The organism is Acidovorax temperans (assembly GCF_028596105.1).
Lineage (GTDB): Bacteria > Pseudomonadota > Gammaproteobacteria > Burkholderiales > Burkholderiaceae_C > Acidovorax > Acidovorax temperans.
This window is the reverse complement of sequence record NZ_CP117193.1, coordinates 3,701,828-3,720,283: the sequence shown is the minus strand read 5'-3', so window position 1 is coordinate 3,720,283 and position 18,456 is coordinate 3,701,828. Positions and strand designations below refer to the sequence as shown.

Annotated in this window: 18 protein-coding genes, 1 other RNA gene and 1 pseudogene; 7 read left to right on the top strand and 13 right to left on the bottom strand. The window is 67.0% G+C overall.

Going from position 1 to position 18,456, the window contains the following annotated elements:
- Window positions 1-170: 170 nt before the first annotated feature.
- The 5 genes from PQV96_RS17380 to PQV96_RS17360 form a co-directional block, all read right to left on the bottom strand.
- The gene (locus PQV96_RS17380; RefSeq protein ID WP_207373113.1) at window positions 171-1,184 is read right to left on the bottom strand and encodes a lysylphosphatidylglycerol synthase transmembrane domain-containing protein; all 1,014 of its coding nucleotides are present in this window, start codon (window positions 1,182-1,184) and stop codon (window positions 171-173) included.
- Complete coding sequence (clsB, locus tag PQV96_RS17375; protein WP_273623717.1) at window positions 1,162-2,403, bottom strand: cardiolipin synthase ClsB; 1,242 nt, start codon at window positions 2,401-2,403, stop codon at window positions 1,162-1,164. Before clsB ends, PQV96_RS17380 begins: the two co-directional genes overlap by 23 nt.
- Window positions 2,400-3,164 (bottom strand): endonuclease/exonuclease/phosphatase family protein, encoded by a 765-nt coding sequence (locus PQV96_RS17370; protein ID WP_066691376.1) that lies wholly within the window; start codon window positions 3,162-3,164, stop codon window positions 2,400-2,402. The genes clsB and PQV96_RS17370 overlap by 4 nt, the downstream gene beginning before the upstream one ends.
- 198 nt (window positions 3,165-3,362) lie before the next feature.
- Window positions 3,363-4,280: a cysteine synthase A gene (gene cysK, locus PQV96_RS17365; protein ID WP_273623716.1), complete on the bottom strand. Its 918-nt coding sequence runs from the start codon at window positions 4,278-4,280 to the stop codon at window positions 3,363-3,365.
- A 172-nt stretch (window positions 4,281-4,452) separates the two neighbouring features.
- On the bottom strand, window positions 4,453-5,055 hold the full coding sequence (locus tag PQV96_RS17360; protein WP_207373110.1) for a class I SAM-dependent DNA methyltransferase: 603 nt from the start codon (window positions 5,053-5,055) through the stop codon (window positions 4,453-4,455).
- 81 nt (window positions 5,056-5,136) lie between these two features.
- Here PQV96_RS17360 and rnpB point away from each other — a divergent pair.
- An RNA gene (gene rnpB, locus PQV96_RS17355) (RNase P RNA component class A) lies at window positions 5,137-5,504 on the top strand.
- Between the two features lie 64 nt (window positions 5,505-5,568).
- Here the strand turns inward: rnpB and PQV96_RS17350 are convergent.
- The 6 genes from PQV96_RS17350 to PQV96_RS17325 form a co-directional block, all read right to left on the bottom strand.
- Window positions 5,569-6,789 carry a M48 family metallopeptidase gene (locus tag PQV96_RS17350; RefSeq protein ID WP_207373109.1) on the bottom strand — a complete coding sequence of 407 codons (1,221 nt, stop codon included), beginning with the start codon at window positions 6,787-6,789 and terminating at the stop codon, window positions 5,569-5,571.
- 3 nt (window positions 6,790-6,792) lie between these two features.
- Window positions 6,793-8,064, bottom strand: a complete 1,272-nt coding sequence (locus tag PQV96_RS17345) for a YjgN family protein (RefSeq protein WP_207373108.1) — start codon at window positions 8,062-8,064, stop codon at window positions 6,793-6,795.
- A gap of 131 nt (window positions 8,065-8,195) precedes the next feature.
- On the bottom strand, window positions 8,196-8,981 hold the full coding sequence (locus tag PQV96_RS17340) for an rRNA pseudouridine synthase (protein ID WP_207373107.1): 786 nt from the start codon (window positions 8,979-8,981) through the stop codon (window positions 8,196-8,198).
- Window positions 8,982-9,018: 37 nt separating this feature from the next.
- Window positions 9,019-10,698, bottom strand: a complete 1,680-nt coding sequence (locus tag PQV96_RS17335; protein WP_207373106.1) for an MBL fold metallo-hydrolase — start codon at window positions 10,696-10,698, stop codon at window positions 9,019-9,021.
- An 80-nt stretch (window positions 10,699-10,778) separates the two neighbouring features.
- Window positions 10,779-11,531, bottom strand: coding sequence for a maleate cis-trans isomerase family protein (locus PQV96_RS17330; protein ID WP_047351093.1), 753 nt, complete (start codon window positions 11,529-11,531; stop codon window positions 10,779-10,781).
- 92 nt (window positions 11,532-11,623) lie between these two features.
- Window positions 11,624-12,586 carry a Bug family tripartite tricarboxylate transporter substrate binding protein gene (locus PQV96_RS17325; RefSeq protein ID WP_052952277.1) on the bottom strand — a complete coding sequence of 321 codons (963 nt, stop codon included), beginning with the start codon at window positions 12,584-12,586 and terminating at the stop codon, window positions 11,624-11,626.
- 98 nt (window positions 12,587-12,684) lie between these two features.
- Between PQV96_RS17325 and PQV96_RS17320 the strand changes: the two genes are divergently transcribed.
- Together PQV96_RS17320 and PQV96_RS17315 are read left to right on the top strand one after the other, a co-directional pair.
- The gene (locus PQV96_RS17320; RefSeq protein ID WP_047351092.1) at window positions 12,685-13,554 is read left to right on the top strand and encodes a LysR substrate-binding domain-containing protein; all 870 of its coding nucleotides are present in this window, start codon (window positions 12,685-12,687) and stop codon (window positions 13,552-13,554) included.
- A gap of 74 nt (window positions 13,555-13,628) precedes the next feature.
- Window positions 13,629-13,748: pseudogene (locus PQV96_RS17315) on the top strand (LysR family transcriptional regulator); the annotation flags it as partial.
- Window positions 13,749-13,775: 27 nt separating this feature from the next.
- Here PQV96_RS17315 and PQV96_RS17310 read toward each other — a convergent pair.
- Window positions 13,776-13,982, bottom strand: a complete 207-nt coding sequence (locus PQV96_RS17310; RefSeq protein ID WP_207373105.1) for a hypothetical protein — start codon at window positions 13,980-13,982, stop codon at window positions 13,776-13,778.
- Window positions 13,983-14,095: 113 nt separating this feature from the next.
- Window positions 14,096-14,800, bottom strand: a complete 705-nt coding sequence (locus PQV96_RS17305) for a glutathione S-transferase N-terminal domain-containing protein (protein ID WP_207373104.1) — start codon at window positions 14,798-14,800, stop codon at window positions 14,096-14,098.
- Between the two features lie 94 nt (window positions 14,801-14,894).
- On the opposite strand from PQV96_RS17305, the gene dapF reads away from it, so the two are divergent.
- From dapF to lepB, 4 genes are all read left to right on the top strand, one after another.
- Window positions 14,895-15,785 carry a diaminopimelate epimerase gene (dapF, locus tag PQV96_RS17300; RefSeq protein ID WP_142082109.1) on the top strand — a complete coding sequence of 297 codons (891 nt, stop codon included), beginning with the start codon at window positions 14,895-14,897 and terminating at the stop codon, window positions 15,783-15,785.
- Window positions 15,782-16,474 (top strand): DUF484 family protein, encoded by a 693-nt coding sequence (locus PQV96_RS17295; protein WP_207373103.1) that lies wholly within the window; start codon window positions 15,782-15,784, stop codon window positions 16,472-16,474. The genes dapF and PQV96_RS17295 overlap by 4 nt, the downstream gene beginning before the upstream one ends.
- 173 nt (window positions 16,475-16,647) lie before the next feature.
- Entirely contained in the window at window positions 16,648-17,625 is a 978-nt protein-coding gene (locus PQV96_RS17290; RefSeq protein WP_207373102.1) for a tyrosine-type recombinase/integrase, read from the top strand.
- Window positions 17,626-17,744: 119 nt separating this feature from the next.
- Window positions 17,745-18,425, top strand: coding sequence for a signal peptidase I (gene lepB, locus PQV96_RS17285; protein WP_207373101.1), 681 nt, complete (start codon window positions 17,745-17,747; stop codon window positions 18,423-18,425).
- Window positions 18,426-18,456 lie beyond the last annotated feature (31 nt).

Sequence of the window (18,456 nt, the reverse complement as noted above, 5' to 3'; positions counted from 1 at the left end):
GCGGGCCCGTGTCGATCGGGCGGCAGGCAAAGTCGAGGGGCCGTGATTTTACCGGGGGTGGCCTTCCTGCGCATCGCCAAAACCGTGCGGCGCCCGCTTGTGGTGAATGCACTGATTCAAAATTGATAGCTGCCAGCGCTTGTGTAATAAGCGCTACAGGCCGATTTGCCCTAATTTTTGGCAGGAGCTGCTGCACTGTGGCGCCAGCGCAGTTCTGCTGCACCCAGGGCCAGCGAAGCTAGTACCAGGGGCACGAAGTAATACAGCGCACGGTAGGCGAGCAGGGCAGCCAGCACCTTGTCCTGCCCCAGGCTGGGGCTGGTCAGCAGGGCAACGCCCACGGCTTCCAGTACCCCCAGGCCCGCGGGAACCCGCAGCACCAGCCCCGCCACGGCGCCCAGCAGCACGGTAGCCAAGGCAGCGGGGTAACTCACCTGCGCCTGCAGCGTGGCCCACAGCGCGGCACCCATCAGCATCCAGTTGCCGGCCGACGCAGCCATTTGCCACAAGGCTACGGGCCAGCGGGGCAGTGCAAACGCGTGGCCCCGCAGCGTGAGGGCACGCCCCGCGCGCAGCGCACACACCACACCGTAAGCCAGTGGAATGCAGCCCAGCAAGGCGCCGCCCAGGCGCCATTGCCATGCGGGTGCACTCCAGCCTGCCAGAGGCGGCGGTGCCCACAGCCAAGGCAGCACGGCAGCCAGCAGCAGGTAGCCTACCCAGTTGGTCAATACGCTGGTGCCCACCACCTGGCCGATGGTGCCCGCATCCACCCCGCGCCGCGCATAGAGCCGGTAGCGCACGCCCACCCCTCCCACGAGCGAGCCCAGGTTCAGTGTGAAGGCATAGCTGGTCATGGCAATGTCCAGCGTGGTGCTGCGCCGCAGGTGGTGCCCGCAGCAGTGGCGCGCCACCAGGTCAAACGTGCCATACAGGCAGTGGCTGGCCAGCGCCAGCGCACCGGCCACGGCGAGGGTGCCCGGGGGCAGGGCACGCAACGCCTGCAGCACGGCGGGCCAGTCCACCGTGCGGGCCTGGCGAAACAGCAACCCGGCCACAAGCACAAAGAATGCCGCGGCAGCCCCGCGTGTCAGCCAGGGCCACCACGGGCGTTGCGCAAGGCTGCGCCAGCCGTGCCGCTGCTCATGCTGCTGGTGCAGTTCAGGCAGGGCTGCGGGTTGCATGGCGCGTGGGCTCTGCGGCTGAATCGGCTTTGGCCTTGGTGATGACCGGCTCATGGCGGGGCAGCCATCCGGCCCAGGTGGGGAACCAGCGCATGAGGTGGAACACCACATAGCTGCGCAGCAGGCGCAGCCCCTCCCACGGCCCGGAGGGCGAAGCTTGCACCTGGCGGCAGCTGTGGGTCATCAGGTGCGAGAGGCGGCGGTGCAGCTGCGCGTTGAAGGCGCGGTCCTGGATGATGACGTTGGCCTCCAGGTTCAGCGACAGGCTCAGCGGGTCGAGGTTGCTGGACCCCACGGTGGCCCAGGCCTCGTCCACCAGCGCCACCTTGCCGTGCAGAGGGCGGTCGCAGTATTCGTAAATGCGCACCCCGGCGCGCAACAGGTGGTCATAGAGCAGCGACGCGGCCGTGCGCACGATGGGCATATCGGGTTGCCCCTGCAGGATCAACCGCACATCCACACCGCGCTTGGCCGCGCGGCGCATTTCTCGAATGAAACGGTAGCCTGGAAAGAAGTAGGCATTGGCAATCACCACGCGGCTGCGCGCAGCCCGCAGGGCCACGCGGTAGTGGCGCTCAATGTCATTGGTGTGCTGTTGGTTGTCGCGTGTGACGAACATGGCATGCGCCGTGCCCGCGTGCGGGCGCCCCAGCACGCCCGCCTGCCGGGCGCGTTGGCGTTCTGCCTTGGGCAGCACGGCTTGGCGCGTGAAGTGGTGCAAGTGGGCCACCACGGGGCCGCGCACCTGTACGGCGTAGTCCTGCTTGGCCTCGGGGCCGAATTCGGCCACATGGTCGGCAGAGTAGTTGATGCCGCCGATGAAGCCCAGCTGCCCGTCCACCACCACGATCTTGCGGTGCATGCGCCGCAGCACGTTCAGCCGCTGGCCCAGAATGCGCCGCCCCGGGTCAAAAATGCGGAAATGCACTCCGGCGGCCACCAGACTGCCCACAAACTGTTCAGACAGGTCGGGCGAGCCAAAGCCGTCCACCAGCACATGCACTTCCACGCCACGTTGCGCGGCGCCCAGCAGCGCTGCGTGCAGTTGCTGGCCGATCTTGTCTTCAAACAGGATGAAGGTCTCCAGCATCACCTCGTGCCGGGCGTTGGCAATCGCATCGAACACGCGGGGGAAGAACTCCTCGCCGTTCTCCAGCAACTCGAAGTGGTTGCCCGGCACCCAGCGGGCAGAGCGCGGTGCAAAGAAGGGGCGGGTCATAGCAGAATCTCCGCCGCCAGGGGGGCGTGGTCCGAGAGTTGGTCCCAGGGTTTGCGGGGCAGTTCCAGTGGGGCGTGCACGGCGGCGTTGCGCACGTAAATGCGGTCCAGCGCCAGCAGCGGCATTGATGCCGGAAAGGTGCGCACCGCACGGCCGAATGCATGGACGAACACCTCTTGCAAACCGGCTTCGCGCTGCAGCACGGCGTGGGCGCGGTGGCGCCAGTCGTTGAAATCGCCCGCCAGCACCACGGGCTCGTCGGGCGGAAAACTGTTGATCAGATCGCACACGCGCTGCAACTGCTGCTGGCGGTGCGATTCCTGCAGCCCCAGGTGCACGCACACCGCGTGCACCGGCAGGTGGTGGCCCGGCGGCTGCAGGACGCAATGCAGCATGCCGCGCCGCTCTGGCCCCCGGATGGAGATGTCGTGGTTTTCGTAATGCGTGATGGGAAACTTCGACAGCAGGGCATTGCCGTGGTCGCCGTTGTCATAAACCGCGTTGCGCCCGTAGGCGTATTGCGACCAGATCGTGTCGGCCAGAAATTCGTAATGCGGCACCTGCGGAAAATTGGCCACGCGCTGCGCATGGCGCTGGTGGCTGCCTTGCACCTCTTGCAAAAAGACCAGGTCTGCCGCCACACCGCGCACGGCCTCGCGCAGCTCGTGCAGCATGAAGCGCCGGTTGAACGTGGTGAAGCCTTTGTGCACATTCACGGTGAGCACCTTGAACGCAATCGGCAGGGAGGGTGGGGTGGCCATGGGTGAACAGATCGTTGTGAACAAGCCCCCTGGAGCGACCCGCGCTACGGGCGTGCCAAGGGGTGCAAACGATTGTTGAATCCGCTGGGCCTCACCCGTGTAGGACGGCTGGCCGTGGCGGTGTGCTGCTGTTCCCCAAAAAACAAGGGCCCCGAAGGGCCCTGGTCATTCAGGTGCGTTGCTGCACCGTGAGCGGCATCACGCGGGCAGGAAGCCCTCGACCGACAGGTAGCGCTCGCCCGTGTCGTAGTTGAAGCCCAGCACCTTGGCGCCAGCGGGCAGCTCGGGCAGCTTTTGCGCGATGGCGGCCAGTGTGGCCCCGGAGGAGATGCCCACCAGCATGCCTTCTTCGCGTGCGCTGCGGCGTGCGTATTCACGGGCGGCTTCGGCTTCAACCTGGATCACGCCGTCGAGCAGGCTGGTGTCCAGGTTCTTGGGGATGAAGCCCGCGCCAATGCCCTGGATGGGGTGGGGTGCCGGTGCGCCGCCCGAGATCACGGGCGATGCCGTGGGCTCGACCGCGAACACCTTGAGCTGTGGGAACTTGGCCTTGAGCACGCGTGCGGTGCCAGTGAGGTGGCCGCCCGTGCCCACGCCGGTGATGAGCGCGTCCAGCCCATCGGGGAAGTCGGCCAGGATTTCCTGGGCGGTGGTGCGTACGTGGATGTCGATGTTGGCGGGGTTTTCAAATTGCTGCGGAATCCACGCACCGGGGGTTTGTGCCTGCAATTCTTGCGCGCGGGCGATGGCGCCCTTCATGCCCTTTTCGCGGGGCGTCAAGTCAAACTGCGCGCCGTAGGCCAGCATCAGGCGGCGGCGCTCGATGCTCATGCTGTCAGGCATCACCAGAATCAGCTTGTAGCCCTTGACGGCGGCCACCAGGGCCAGGCCAATGCCGGTGTTGCCCGAGGTGGGCTCGATGATGGTGCCACCGGGCTGCAGCGCGCCCGATTTTTCTGCGTCTTCCACCATGGCCAGCGCAATGCGGTCCTTGATCGAGCCGCCGGGGTTGCTGCGCTCGGACTTCACCCACACGTTGGCCGACGGGCCGAACAGGCGGTTGATGCGAACGTGGGGCGTGTTGCCGATGGTTTGCAGAATGTTCTCGACTCTCATGGCGTCTCCTGGAGAAGGGGATGAAAAGGTGTCGCCCATTCTGAACCACTTGTTCTGCCTGCCTGGGCATATGGATATGCCGCTGCAAAAAGATGCGGATTTAGTGCCAAAACACCGTCTAGCGCCCATGCAGAAAGCGGCAGGTGCTATGGTTTTTGAAGGGCGTGCTGGCTCAGGGCTTGTGCCCCGTCATCAGAAACAGCGGGTACTCGCGCCCATTGGGGCGGTGCACGCGCAGCACTTCGGTGAATGCAATGCCCTGCAGCCCTGCCTGCTCGGCCAGCGCCTGCAGTGCATCGGGTGCAAAGCCCAGGTGGTGCACGCCCTTGGCGGCGTTGTCGCCGTGGAAGCTGCCGTCCTCGGCATACAGGTCCACCAGCGCGATGCGGCCGCCGGGCTGGAGTGCGTCGGCAAAGGCCTGCATGAGGGCGCGCGTGTCCGGCACATGGTGCATGGCCATGCAGCTCACCACGGCGTCGTAGCGCTCGGGCAGGCCGTCGAAGATGTCCTGCTGCAGCGTGGTGATGTTGGCAAAGCCCTTTTCCTGCAGCACCTGCAGCATGGGGCCGGAGCTGTCCAGCGCGGTGACCTGTGCCACGTGCGGGGCGATGGCGGTCGCCAGCAGGCCGGTGCCTGCGCCAAAGTCCAGCACGCGGTCAGTGGCGGCGAAGGGAACCTGTGCCAGCAGGCGCGGGGGCACGGCGGCCAGTTGCAGCGAGGTGGGGCGCTGGTCCCATTCGCGGGCGCCGGTGTCGAAGTGGGTGGGTTCTGTCATGGCTCGTCGGTGGCTGGTGGAGCATCTATTTTCAATGCCCTCGGCGCAGCGCACGCCATGCTCTGGGATAATCAGCGCCGTGAAGCACGCCAGACCGCCGCTGGTGCAATCTGGGAAACCAGGCACTGGAGGAACGTCCGGACTGCACAGGACAGCGTAGCAGCTAACGGCTGCCCACCGTGAGGTGAGGATCAGAGCAACAGAGACGAGTCCCAGGGGAGTGCCGCAAGGTAGACCACTGGGGGTGAAACGGGCAATCTCTACGCGCAGCAATACCAAGTAGGCCAACCACGGGAGCAGGGCGACCTCTCTCGACCTTGTGGATCCGCGGGGAGAGTTGGCGGGTAGGTAGCACCGAGCCGTGGTGGCGACACCCGGCCCAGATTAATGGCGGTCACACTGCGGGCAACCGTGGTGCACAGAATCCGGCTTATCGGCGCGCTTCACACTTTATTTTCAAGGGCTGGACTGCCAACGCAGTCCGGCCCTTTTGCTTGGGCGCGCTCAATACGCTCAACGCGCGCAATGCGGCGCGTGCCCTTGCTGCAACTCGGTGGCGCGCTGCACGGTATCGGGGTGGGAGGCCAGCAGCGACCACACCGGGCTGGACTCCCGTGGGGTGGCCGCTTTGTCCTTGGCCTTGGGGGCAGAGGCCGGCTCGGCGGCAGGGGCAGTCGATTCAGCAGGCTTGGTGCCCTTGGGCTTGCGGGCCTCGTCTTCCTCATCGTGCGCAATCGCCAGCAGCAACTGGCCCATGGGGGCCGTGGGCAGCGATGCCTGGCGCATGAGGGCGATGGCATAGCAGTCGGCCTCGCGCTCGTGGCTGCGGCTGTAGGCGCGGCTGGTGAGCAGGGTGGCGCCGGTGGACACCACGCCCGACACATCGCCCAAAGCCAGCCCCAGGCCCATGTTCAGCACGCCTTGTTCCACCACCATGCGCATGCCGTGGCGGTGCACCACGTGGCCGATTTCGTGGGCCAGCACGCCCACCAGGGCGTCATCGCTGATGCCCTTGTCAGCCGCAGCCTGGACGATGGCGTCTGTCATCACCACCGTGCCGCCCGGCAGGGCAAAGGCGTTGGCAGGCATGCCAGAGCGGAACTCCAGCTTGAGTGGCGGCCGGTAACTGGCGTAGCGCTGGGCGGCGTGGGGGGCTTGCTGGGCCAGGGCTGCAAAGCGTGCGTTGAGCTGGGCTCGCCGCTCAGCGGGCAGCTTGCTGGGCTTGAGGAAGCCGTCGTCCAGGCGCTGTAGAAGGTCGCCGGACAGGCGCGTTTCCCACCCCAGGGGCACCCAGCGCGTGAGCTGCGCCGCTGCCCACGGGGTGCCATAGCGGTAGAACAGCCCGAGCGCCACGACGGACACCACCACCGCGCCCAGCAGCAAGGGCCAGCGCGTTTGCATGCGCTGGGCCACACCGGGCCTGGCGCCCGCAGCTGCCCAGGCGCTGTACCACGCGGCCACGGCGTCCACCTCCAGGCTGCCGCGCTCGCGCAGGTCCACCACCACACGGCGCTGGGGGCGGCGGTCGCTCCAGGCCTCGGGCCAGCCCACCTGGGCGTGGGTGAACACCTGGGGCGCAGCGCCCGGTTCGTTCAAGGGGTGCAGCAGCAGCGAAGGCCCCTTGGCCCCGGCCTGCAGCACCACCATCACGGGGCGTGGCTTGCTGCTGAGCCCATCAAACCAGCGGGCGGGCAGCATGGGGGCCGTGGCCTCTGGGCCTGCGGTGGGGGTCATGCGTCAGCCAATCAGGTCCAGGCCAGCGGCGTCGGCCAGCGCATCGCCCAGGCCACCTTCTTGCTGGCGCACCAGCACGCCTGCCACCTGGTCGGCCCCGCCCTTGATGTGCAGGGTGACCGATTCGATCTTCATACGGTATTCGCTGACCCGTGCGAAGGGGCGGTAAAAGCCCAGGGTCAGCAGCGTCAGCACCATATTCTTCAGGCGCAGCCGCACATAGCGGCCGGCGCGCAGGTTGCACTTGAAGCGCGCGATCTGGCTCACGCCGATGTTGTTCCACAGCAGCTGGAACATGCGCGCCTCGCGGTAGGCGCGGGCGGGGGCCGATGCGAGCAGCAGCAGAAAGAAGAAGCCGATCACGCCCACGATGGCAATCACGATGATCCAGAAGATGTTGCCCTTGCCCGCGCCCTTGCTCATCAGCAGCATGGCGATGGAGCCGCCCGTGAGCGCCGTCACGGCCAGCCACACCACCAGCACGCAGGCAATGAACACGGCCACGGTGGCCAGCCACACCTTCACGAAATCGGTGTACACGGGCTTCCAGCGCCCGTGCTCGTTGCCCAGGCGGGCGCGCAGCACCAGCAGGCTTTTGTAGTTGTATTCCAGCCGGATAAAGCACAGGATGGACAGCAGCAGTCCCAGGCCCAGCAGGGCGCCCATGGGGGCGGTGAACTGGGGCTTGACCTTGGCACCGCCGCTGGCGGCTGGGCCATCGAGGGCCTGGGCCAGTTCGGGCGAGAGCATCTGCATGCCAAAGAAAACACCAAACCACACCAGCGCCAGGGCAAACACGGGCCAGCTGGCCAGATACACCTCTTTCCAGGTGGCAGAAAACTGCAGCCGCAGCCCTTTCCAGCGCGTGGCCCCCAGCCGAAAACGCATGGCGCTGGCCCACAGGTAGGGGGCCAGCACGGCGCCGGCCAGCAGCATCAGTCCCACGGCCAGGTCCTGCCCCGTTTTGGCGGCAATTTGGTAGGCGATGGAAATGAGGGCCAGCAGCACGAAGCCCAGCACCATCTTGCGCTGCTGCGCGGTGAATTCGAGCGGGCTGTGGGCGACCAGGCTGTGGCCGTAGAAATACATGGCGGTGCGCCGGCGCGCCCAGGGGGTGTAGAACCCCAGCGTGACGATGCCCAGCAGCACGTTCACGATCCAGACCCGGAAGTACTCACCGCCCCTGCCGGTGAATTCCATGGGATACGCCTCAATGTTTTGAGACATGAAAACCGACGGCTGTTCTGCAGCGCCGCCTTGGGTGTTGTGGTGCATTCTCTCCCTCCCTTTTGTGGGCGCAGTTTAGCAGCCGATCAGGAGGGGTTTGCTTGAGGCGAAAAGTGCCTCTAGCGCAATCGTGGCAAGCGCTGGCAGCTATGGTTTTGGTAGCTCTGGGGTGGGCGCAGTCAGAACTTTTCCCAGGGCTGCAGGTAGCGCCACTGCCCTTCAGGCACCTTGGCCAGCGGCACCCGCCCGATGCGGATGCGCTTGATGCCCAGCACGCGAAGGCCCACAGCCTCGCACATGGCCGGAATCTGGCCGGGGCGGATGCCCTTCAAGGCAAAGCGCAGTTTGGTCTCGTTTTGCCAACTCACCTTGATGGGGGGCAGTGGCCGCCCGTTGAACGACAGGCCGTGGCACAGGCGCTGCAGCCCGTTGGGCGCAATCTCGCCTGCCACCTCGACGATGCATTCCTGCTCCAGCGACTCAATGTCTTCTGCCAGCTTGCGCGCGATGCGCTTGTCTTGCGTGTAGACCACCAGGCCGCTGGCTTCGGTGGGCAGCGGTGTGAAGCACTCTTGCTGCTTGAAGTGGCGCTGCAGCACACGGATGCCGCTGGCGTCTTCAGGCAGGTGCGATGCTGCGCTCAGCAGCGTGATGGCCTGCGCCGCGCCCTGGCTGCGGCTGCCGTGCGCAGCAGCGCCCTGCGGCAGGCCCAGGCCCGCTTCAAAGCCCACAGGCTTGTGCAGCAGCAGCGTGACCGGGGTCAGCTCCAGCAGGCTGGCGTCGGGCGCCACGGTGACGACCTGGTCCGGGCGCACGCGCGCGCCGGGGGCTTCTTCCAGCTGCCCGTCCACGCTCACAAAGCCGCCCTCGATCAACTGTTCTGCGGTGCTGCGCGAGCAGTTCAACTGCTCGGCCACGCGCTTGGCAAGGCGGATGTGGTTGGGGTCGGGATTCGGTGCGGTCATGGGGCGGGGCTCGTTTTTCTTGTGGAGGGGGCGGGGGTCAATCGTTGCCCGGTGGCAGGGTGCGGATGCGCTCGACATGGGCCAGCAGCGAACGCTGGGCCACAGGCCACATGCGCGGGGGCACATCGCTGTAGGCGTGGCGCACCCAGTCTTCGGGTGTGCCGTCGGGCAGGGCCTGCATGGCGGCCAGCACTTTCGCTTCGCGCGCCAGGCGGTGGGCCTTGAGCTGGGCGATGGCGCCCCGCGCATTGTCCAGCACATAGCCGTGTGCGGGCAGGATGAATTGCACGTCATGTTCGGCGCACAGGGCATCGAGCCGGTCGAGCGAGTCGAGGTAGTCGGCCATGTTGCCGTCGGGTGGGTCGATCACGGTGGTGCTGCCGTTGAGGATGTGGTCTCCGCTGAACAGCAGGCCGTCTTCGCGCAGGATCAGGCACAGGTGGTTGGCTGCGTGGCCGGGGGTGTGCACCACTTGCAGGGTATGGGTGATTTCGCCTTCTAGCGCTTTGCCAGTAAGCGCCAGTAGCTCATTATTTTGTAGCGCTCTGTCGGGTGTGAACTGGCTCACCACCCGCGCGGTGGGGGCCGATGGCAGGCCCAATATGGGCGGCTTGGCCCGGCCTGCGCGTTCGCACATCGCTTGCAGCGGGGCTGCACCAGGGGAATGGTCGGGGTGCGAATGGGTGCACACGATCATGCGGATATCGCCGCCCGCCGCGCGCCAGAGCTTTTCCAGATGGTCGGGGTCGGCCGGGCCGGGGTCGATGGCGATGAAGCCGGTGCCCGGCTCGCCCACCAGGTAACTGTTGGTGCCGGGGCCGGTCATCACGCCCGAGTTGGGCGCGGTGAGGCGCTGCACGTTCTTGAGCAGCGGCACGGGCCGCTCGCTCTGCCAGTCCAGCGGGTGGGCGATCTGGCCGTCGGGGCACACCAGGGCCAGCTCGCCAAAGGGGGCGTCGCCTTCCATGTAGTGCGCTTCCTTGCCCGCCAGCAGGCCGGCGCGTGGGCAGCTAGTCCACAGTGGCTGCTCGTGCGCCAGGGCGGCCAGTACGGCGTTGGTGTTGGCAAAGCGGGCCAGCCGTTGCAGGGTGCGGATGGTCGGGAAGATCATGAAGAACTGCCCCGCCTCGTGCCGCGCCAGCGCGTCGGCCGGGCGCACCCACACGGGCTCGAACTGCTCGGTTTCGTCGGCCACGGGCTCTTGCCCCTCGGGCATGCGCGCCACCAGGAAGGGCACGGCAAAGCGCCGGGGCAGGTCGCGGTCGGCCGTCCAGTGGGCCAGCAGGAACACGCTGTCGGCGGCCAGACGCAGGCCGCGGGCGCTGCATTGCTCGGCAAAGGGCTGTTGGCGGTCTAGTGCGGCAATGTCCTGCGCGTCGGCCATCTGGCCTTGGCGGGGGCCGCTGGCATGGCGCGCCAGCAAGATGCCTAGCTCTTCAAAGCTCTCGCGAATGGCCGCGATGGCCTGGGTGAGGTGTTCGTCGCTTTGCGTGGGGCGCCGGTCGGCCACGGGGTGAGCCAGGCGGTCTGCCTCGTCAATGCCCCCGCCGGGGAAGACGTACGCCCCCGGCGCAAAGCTGGCTTTGCCAGAGCGCCGGGTCATCAAAACTTCAAGATCGCCGCCCGGCGAGGCATCGCGCAGCAGCAGCACGGTGGCTGCGTGCAGGGGGCTCACGGGCTGGCGGGAGGGGTGCAGGTGCTGGCTGGTGCGTGGCATGGGGCCATTATCCGGTGTTGCCCTGCAGCCTGCCCGTCTGCTGCTTTCGTCAACGGACAGGCCGGTTGCCCTTGGGGAGGTCAGTAGGCGCCAGAGAGCAGGGCCCCTGCGTTGGGTACCCGCGTTTCCAGCCCCAGGCGCTTGAGCATCGCCCAGGTGGTGCAGGCTGCAGCGGACACGACAGGAATGCCCAACTGGTCCTGTGCCATCTGCACCGACGCCAGCGAGGGCATCTGCACGCAGGCCGAGATCACCACCACGTCCACGCCGCGCGTGTCCAGCCGTTGCACGAGCTGGGCCGGGGCGGCGGGGTCCTGCGCGCCCACCTGCAGGTTGTCGGCAATTTCCAGCGACAGGCTGTCGTGCACGGCAATGCCCTCGTGCTCAATGTAGTCCACCACCAGTTGCGTGAGCGGCTTCATGTACGGCGTGAGCACCGACACCTTCTTGGCGCCCATGGCCTTGAGCCCTTCGACCAGCGCGCCTGCGCTGGACACCACGGGCGCGGGCTTGCCATTGGCCACGGTGACCTCATGCAGCCGCTTTTCGGATGCGCGGTGGTAGCCCAGGCCCATGCTCATGATGGCCACGAGGCAGGCATAGCCCATCACGTCCATCTTGCCGTCCGACAGCTCCAGCGCGCAGCGGTCGGAGTCGCGGTCCATCGCAGCCAGCTCTTCCTTGGTGACCTTCTGCATGCGCATGCGGCTGGCGTGGAAGCTGAAGCGTTCGGGCAGGATCTGCTCGCGGGCGCGCAGCATGGCCGGGATCTCGGTCTCCATGGTGGTGTTGGAACTGGGCACGATCTGCCCGATGCGGTAGGTGCGTTGCATGGTGGTCTTTCAGGAATCAATGGTCAAAGCGCTGCCCGCCCGGCGCGCGGAGCGCCGGGAATGGGATCGCGCAGGGGATGTCTGTGGGCCGGTCAGTCGGCCTTGATACCGGCGGCCTTGATGGTCTTGGCCCAGTAGGCGGTTTCGGTCTTCACCAGCTCACCGAGGGCGTCGGGCGGCAGGTAGCGCAGTTCGATGCCCGCCGCGTCTGCGCGCTGGCGCGTCTCGGGCATGTCCAGCGCCTTCTTCACATCGGCCGTGAGCTTGGCCACCACGGCGGGTGGCGTGGCGGCTGGGGCGAACAGGCCCACCCAGGCCTCGAGCTTGAAGTCGGGCATGCCGGCCTCGGCCACGGTGGGCACGTTGGGCAGGCCCGGGTGGCGTTTGGTGCCGGTGACGGCAAAGGCCTTGAGCTTGCCGCTGACCACATGCTGCATGACCGACGGTGGCGTGGTGATGAACACCTGCACCTGGCCTGCCAGCACATCGGCCACCGCTGGGCCCGAGCCACGGTAGGGGATGTGGGTCATGAAGGTGCCGCTTTGCTGCTTGAAGATCTCGGTGCCGATGTGCGACAGCGAGCCGTTGCCCTGCGAGGCGTAGTTCACCTTGCCCGGGTTGGCCTTGAGGTAGGCGATGAATTCCTTGAGGTTGTTGGCTGGCACCGAGGGGTGGGCCGCAATCACGTTGGTGGCCACGGTGAGCAGTGCGACGGGGGCGAAGTCCTTGGCCTCCCAGGGCAGGCTGGGGGTGAGGGCCGGGTTGCCCACGTGGTAGGCCGAGTACGAGATCAGCAGGTTGTAGCCATCGGGTTTTGCGCGGGCTACGGCGCCGTAGGCCACGTTGCCGCTGCCGCCCGCCTTGTTGTCAATCACCACGGGCTGGCCGATCACGCGCGCCAGGGGCTCGTTGAGCAGGCGGGCTGAGGTGTCCACCACGCCGCCGGGCGGGTTGGGCACGGTGAGCGTGATGGCCTTGCTGGGGTAGTTGTCTTGCGCCATGGCCAGGCCCGAGAGGGCCAGCGTGGCAGCCAGCAGGCTGTGCTTGATCGTCATGTTTGTCTCCACCAGATGTTGTAGTGAGGGTATTGTGGAAACAAGCGAATCAACAGTCCAATATATTGTTGGTCTTGACCAAGACCTGAAAAGTATCAATGGAACTGCGCCATCTGCGTTACTTCGTCGCCCTGGCGGAAGAGCTGAGCTTCACACGCGCCGCGCAGCGCCTGCATGTCTCGCAGCCGCCGCTGAGCCTGCAGATCGCCCAGCTGGAACAGGAACTGGGCGCCCAGCTGTTCGTGCGCACCAGCCGGCGCGTGGAGCTGACGCTGGCAGGCCAGGCCTATCTGGTGGATGCACGCGCGGTGCTGGAGCGGCTGGACACGGCGCGCCAGCGTGTGGCGGCCATCGGCCAGGGGCAGGCGGGGCGCATTGAGGTGGGACTGTCTGGCTCGCATTTCCTCGGGCCGTTTCCGGCGGCGCTGGCGCGCTACCGGCAAAGCCATCCGGGCGTGGATGTGGTGCTGCACGAGATGCAGCCTTCGCTGCAGCAGGCGGCCCTGCGCGACAAACGCATCGATGTGGGCATCTCGCGCACGGCAGTGAATGACGACCAGCTCGCCAGCACCCTGCTGTGGCCCGACCCTGTGGTGGCGGCTTTGCCGCCCGGCCACCCGCTGGCGGCGCGCAAGGCACTGGCCTTGAAGGACCTGCGCAGCGAGGCCTTCGTGATGCTGCGCCGCGACTCATCAGCCCATGCCGAGCACATGGTGCAGTGCTGCGTGCAGGCCGGCTTTGCGCCCCGGGTGGCGCAGACCACGGTGGAGCTGGCGGCCGTGCTGAGCCTGGTGGCGGCCGGGCTGGGCGTGGCCCTGGTGCCGTCGTCCCTGGGCATGCTGTTTGGGCCGCGCGTGGTGTTCAAGCCCCTGGGCGCCAAAGCGCCGCGCGCCGATGTGCATGCGGTGCAGCGGCGCGACGACCTGCTGGGTGTGGTGCCGGCTTTTGTGCGCGTGATGGCTGACTGAGAGGGGAGGCTAGAGGCAGACCGACCTTCGGGATGGACCCTGCTCCGCATTGGTCCACTGCGGGGGCCTGGTGCCTGCTGGCCAAGGACACGATGGACGTGCGCCAGTCCATCAGCGCGGCGTACTACCGCAACACGCAGCTGGCGGCACGCATCACGTGTTTTCTGGTTTTCTTGCAGGAGCGTCTGGGCTGACCGTCTTGCGGGCTGGTGGACTGGTTCTCAGCGCAATCCACGCAGCTGCTGCAAGCGAAGCAGCACCGCGTCGATGACGGCGTTGGCGCCCTCCACATCGCAGCTCCACAGCATTTCGAGCAACTCGATCAGCGCGATGGCGTTGGTTTCCTGCAGCGCTGCGCGGGCGGCAGCCTGCAGGTCGTGCAGGTCGTGCAGCTCCAGATCCTGAAGAACATCAACGGTCAATCCCATGGGGTGCTCCCTGTTTTTTTGAGGAGGCCCATGGTAGATGCGTGGCGCCCGGGTGCCGGGCTGCGCGGCATGATCAAGATCAAGGGCGGATGAGAAACCCGGCGCCCTAGCCGTCAGCCGCGTGCCGGAATGGCCAGCCCCCGGGCCACCGCCGGACGCGCCACGAAGGCGGCGAGCACGCGCTGCACCTCCTTGAACTGGTCAAACTCCACCAGGTCGCCCGCGCCGTAAAAGCCCACCAGGTTGCGCACACAGGGCAGGATGGCGATGTCGGCGATGGTGTACTGGTCGCCCATCACCCATTGGCGGCCCGCCAGGCGCTCGTCCAGCACCTTGAGCAGGCGCTTCGACTCAGCGACATACCGGTCGCGCGGGCGTTTGTCTTCGTAGTCCTTGTCCGCAAATTTGTGGAAAAACCCGAGCTGGCCAAACATGGGGCCCACGCCGCCCATCTGCCACATCACCCACTGCAGGGTTTCGAAGCGCCCGGCGGTGTCCTGTGGCATCAATTGGCCGCTCTTGCTGGCCAGGTACACCAGGATGGCCCCGGACTCGAACAGCGCCAACGGCTGGCCGTCCGGGCCGTTCGGATCCAGGATGGCCGGGATCTTGTTGTTGGGGTTGAGCGAGAGGAATTCGGGCGTGGTCTGGTCGTTGGTCTCAAAGCTCACCAGATGGGGCTCGTAGGGCAGGCCCAGTTCTTCCAGCGCTATCGACACCTTCACGCCGTTGGGCGTGGGCAGGGAATACAGCTGGATGCGGTCCGGGTGCCGGGCGGGCCATTTGCGGGTGATGGCAAAAGCGGAAAGATCGGTCATGCGAGGTTCCTGAAAAGCCGGTGGAATCGAGAGAAGCTGCCAAGCGTACGCCCGCACGCGGTTTGGCGCAGGGGCGGGGCCATAATCCCGTCCCATGCAGATTCGCTTCACCAAAATGCAGGGCGCTGGCAACGACTTTGTCGTGCTGGACGAAACCCAGGGCCGCCTGGGCCTGACGCCTGCGCACTACCGCTACCTGGCTGACCGCCACTTTGGCGTGGGCGCGGACCAGATCCTCACCGTGCGCCGACCCACCGCAGATGCTGCCGCTGAAGGCATCGATTTCGAATACGTGATCCACAACGCCGATGGCGGCGAGGTGGAGCAGTGCGGCAACGGCTCGCGCTGCTTTGCCCGCTACGTGCGCGACAAGGGTCTGACGGACAAGGACACCATCCGCGTGCAAACGCTCAGCGGCGTCATCGCCCCCCGCCTCACGCCCGATGGCCGAGTCACCGTGGACATGGGCCGCCCCGTGCTGGAGCCTGCCCGCGTGCCCTTTGACACCACCGGCCTGCAGCCGGTGGCGCAAGGTTCAGGGCAAAAATGGCCGCTAGCGCTTGATGTGCCTGCGCAACCAGCTACAGTTTTGGTAGTGGTGGTGTCCATGGGCAACCCCCACGCCGTGCAGCTGGTGGACGATGTGGACACCGCCCCGGTGGCCCTTTGGGGCCCCCTGGTGGAGCGGCACCCGCGCTTTCCGCAGCGTGTGAATGCGGGCTTTATGCAGGTGGTGGGCCGCAACCACGTGCGCCTGCGCGTGTTCGAGCGCGGCACGGGCGAAACACTGGCCTGCGGCACGGGCGCTTGCGCGGCCGTGGCGGCAGGCATTCGCCTGGGGCTGCTCGACAACGAAGTGCATGTGGACATGCGCGGCGGCCGCCTCACCATCGCCTGGACCGGCCAGGACACCGACACCCTTTACATGACCGGCCCGGCCACCACCGTGTTCGAAGGCCAGATCGACATCCCAGACCACCTATGACCAGCACCCACGTTCCCCCGATCACCGAAGAAGACATCGCCAACTTTCTGACCAACACCCCCGGCTTTTTCGAACGCCATGCCGAGGTGCTGGCCAGCGTGCAGATCACCAGCCCCCACGGCCAGCGCGCGGTGAGCCTGCAAGAGCGCCAAGCCGAGATGCTGCGCGAGAAGATCAAGGGGCTGGAGCACCGCATCATGGACATGGTGCGCAACAGCAACGACAACACCGCCATTGCCACCAAGGTGCACCAGTGGACCAGCGCCTTGCTGCGCGTGAAGGACCCGTTCGACCTGCCCGAGGCGGTGGTCAACGGCATCCGCACCCTGTTCGACGTGCCCCAGGCGGCCGTGCGTGTGTGGACAGTGGCTGGCCCCTACATCGACGCCGACTTTACGCAAGGCGCGAGTGAAGACGCGCGGGCGTTTGCCTCGTCGCTGACCATGCCGTTTTGCGGCCCCAATCTGGGCTTTGAGCCTGCGGGCTGGCTGGCGCAGGAGGCGGGCGAGCCCGCCCAGTCGCTGGCCTTGCTGCCCCTGCGCGAAGGCGCCATCGACAGTGCCACGCCAGCGTTTGGCCTGCTGGTGCTGGGCTCGCCCGACCCGCAGCGCTTTGACGCCACCATGGGCACGGAATTTCTCTCACGCATTGCGGAGCTGGCCAGCGCGGCGCTGGTGCGGTTGAAGTGACGCCCCCCCTGAGCCGCTTCGCGTCTTCCCCCCCCAAGGGGGGGACGCCACCCCTGGACCGGCAAAGCCGGCTCCACGGTGGCACTGGTCTGGGGCCGCGCCGGTTGCACACGCTGCGCCACAGTGGGGGCACGGACACCTTGGGACCTGCGCTCACGGCCTTCTGAATCCCCATGCCCGACGCCCTGGTCGCTTCGCTGCCCACCGATCCGCACGTTCTGCGCTACCTGGAGCATGTGCGGGTAGAGAAGCGGCTGGCGGCGCGCACGCTCACGCTGTACACGTTGGATCTGGAAAAGCTTGCGCAGTTTGCGACGGGGGTCAATCTGCCGTTGCTGCAACTCACCAGTGCGCACATCCGCCGTTTTGTGGCGCAGATGCACAGCGGCGGGCGCAGCGGGCGGGGGATTGCGCTGATTCTGTCGGGCTGGCGCGGGTTTTACACCTGGGCCGGGCGCCAGGGCCTGGTGGCGCACAACCCGGTGCAGGACGTGCGCGCGCCCAAGGCGCCGAAGCCGCTGCCCAAGGCCCTGGGCGTGGACGATGCGGTGCGCCTGGCCGATTACGAAAACAACGGGTCCGACCCCTGGCTGGAAGCGCGCGATGCGGCCATGGTCGAGCTGCTCTACGGCTGCGGCCTGCGCGTGGGCGAACTGGCGGGGCTCGATGCCATCCCCAACGCCGACACCCAGCGCCAGGGCCGCGGCTGGGTGGACCTGCAAGCCGGCGAGGCCCATGTGTTCGGCAAGGGCAGCAAGCGGCGCAGCGTGCCGGTGGGCGCGGCTGCCACGGCCGCGCTGCAGGCCTGGCTGCAGCTGCGGGCCACACCGTTTGGGGGCGAGGGCTCTGTGCGGCTGGACACCGCCCTGTTCGTGGGCCAGCGCGGCAAACGCCTTACCGCCCAGTCCATCTGGCTGCGCCTGCGCCAGCGCAGCCAGCAGGCGGGGCTCACCACACCGGTGCACCCGCACATGCTGCGCCATTCGTTTGCCAGCCACCTGCTGCAAAGCAGCGGCGACCTGCGCGCGGTGCAGGAGCTGCTGGGACACGCCAACATCACCACCACGCAGGTCTACACGCGACTCGATTTTCAGCACCTGGCCAAGGTGTATGACGCCGCCCACCCGCGTGCGCGGAAGAAGTCCCCCTGAGCCGCCGCGCGGGTCTCCGCGAAAGCGAAGCAACCGCCCGCCCGCCGCGCGGAACCAAGTGGCCCCCCGGCGCCTCCGATCCATCTGCCGCCCGCCGTGGGCGCCCTGGAGTTGTCGTCATGCTGCTGAACTGGATCCAATCGAACCTCAAATCGAACCGGTGGTTCATCGTGCTGCTGTTGTGCTTTGGCGTCTTTCGCACTGCCGTGGCTGACTGGAACCCCATTCCATCGGGCTCGATGCGGCCCACGCTGCTGGAGGGGGATGTGGTGCTGGTCAACCGCCTGGCCTACGACCTGAAGCTCCCGCTCACCGACGTCATCCTGGCGCACATCGACGACCCGCAGCGCGGCGATGTGGTCACCTTCTCGTCCCCGCTGGACGGCGCCCGCCTGATCAAGCGCATTGCGGCCTTGCCCGGCGACACGGTGGAGATGCGCAACGAGGTGCTCTACGTCAACGGCCAGGCCGCCGAATACGAGATGCCCGATTCTGTGCAGGAGCCGGTGCTGCCAGGCCAAACGCTCACCGCCACGCGCTGGACGGAGCGCCTGCTGGGGCATGAGCGCCGCGTGCAGTGGCTGCAGGGCGTGACGGCGCGCAGCAGCTTTGATCCGGTGCAGGTGCCTGAGGGCGAATACCTGGTGCTGGGTGATAACCGGGACAACAGTGCCGACTCGCGCTACATCGGCCTGGTGCCGCGCCATCTGCTCATCGGGCAGGCGCACCGCGTGCTGCTGTCGGCCGATGTGCTGGGCCACTGGGCGCCGCGCCTGGAGCGCTTTGGACTGCCGCTATAAGTGGCGCATCGACGGCTTTGCTGTCGCCTTG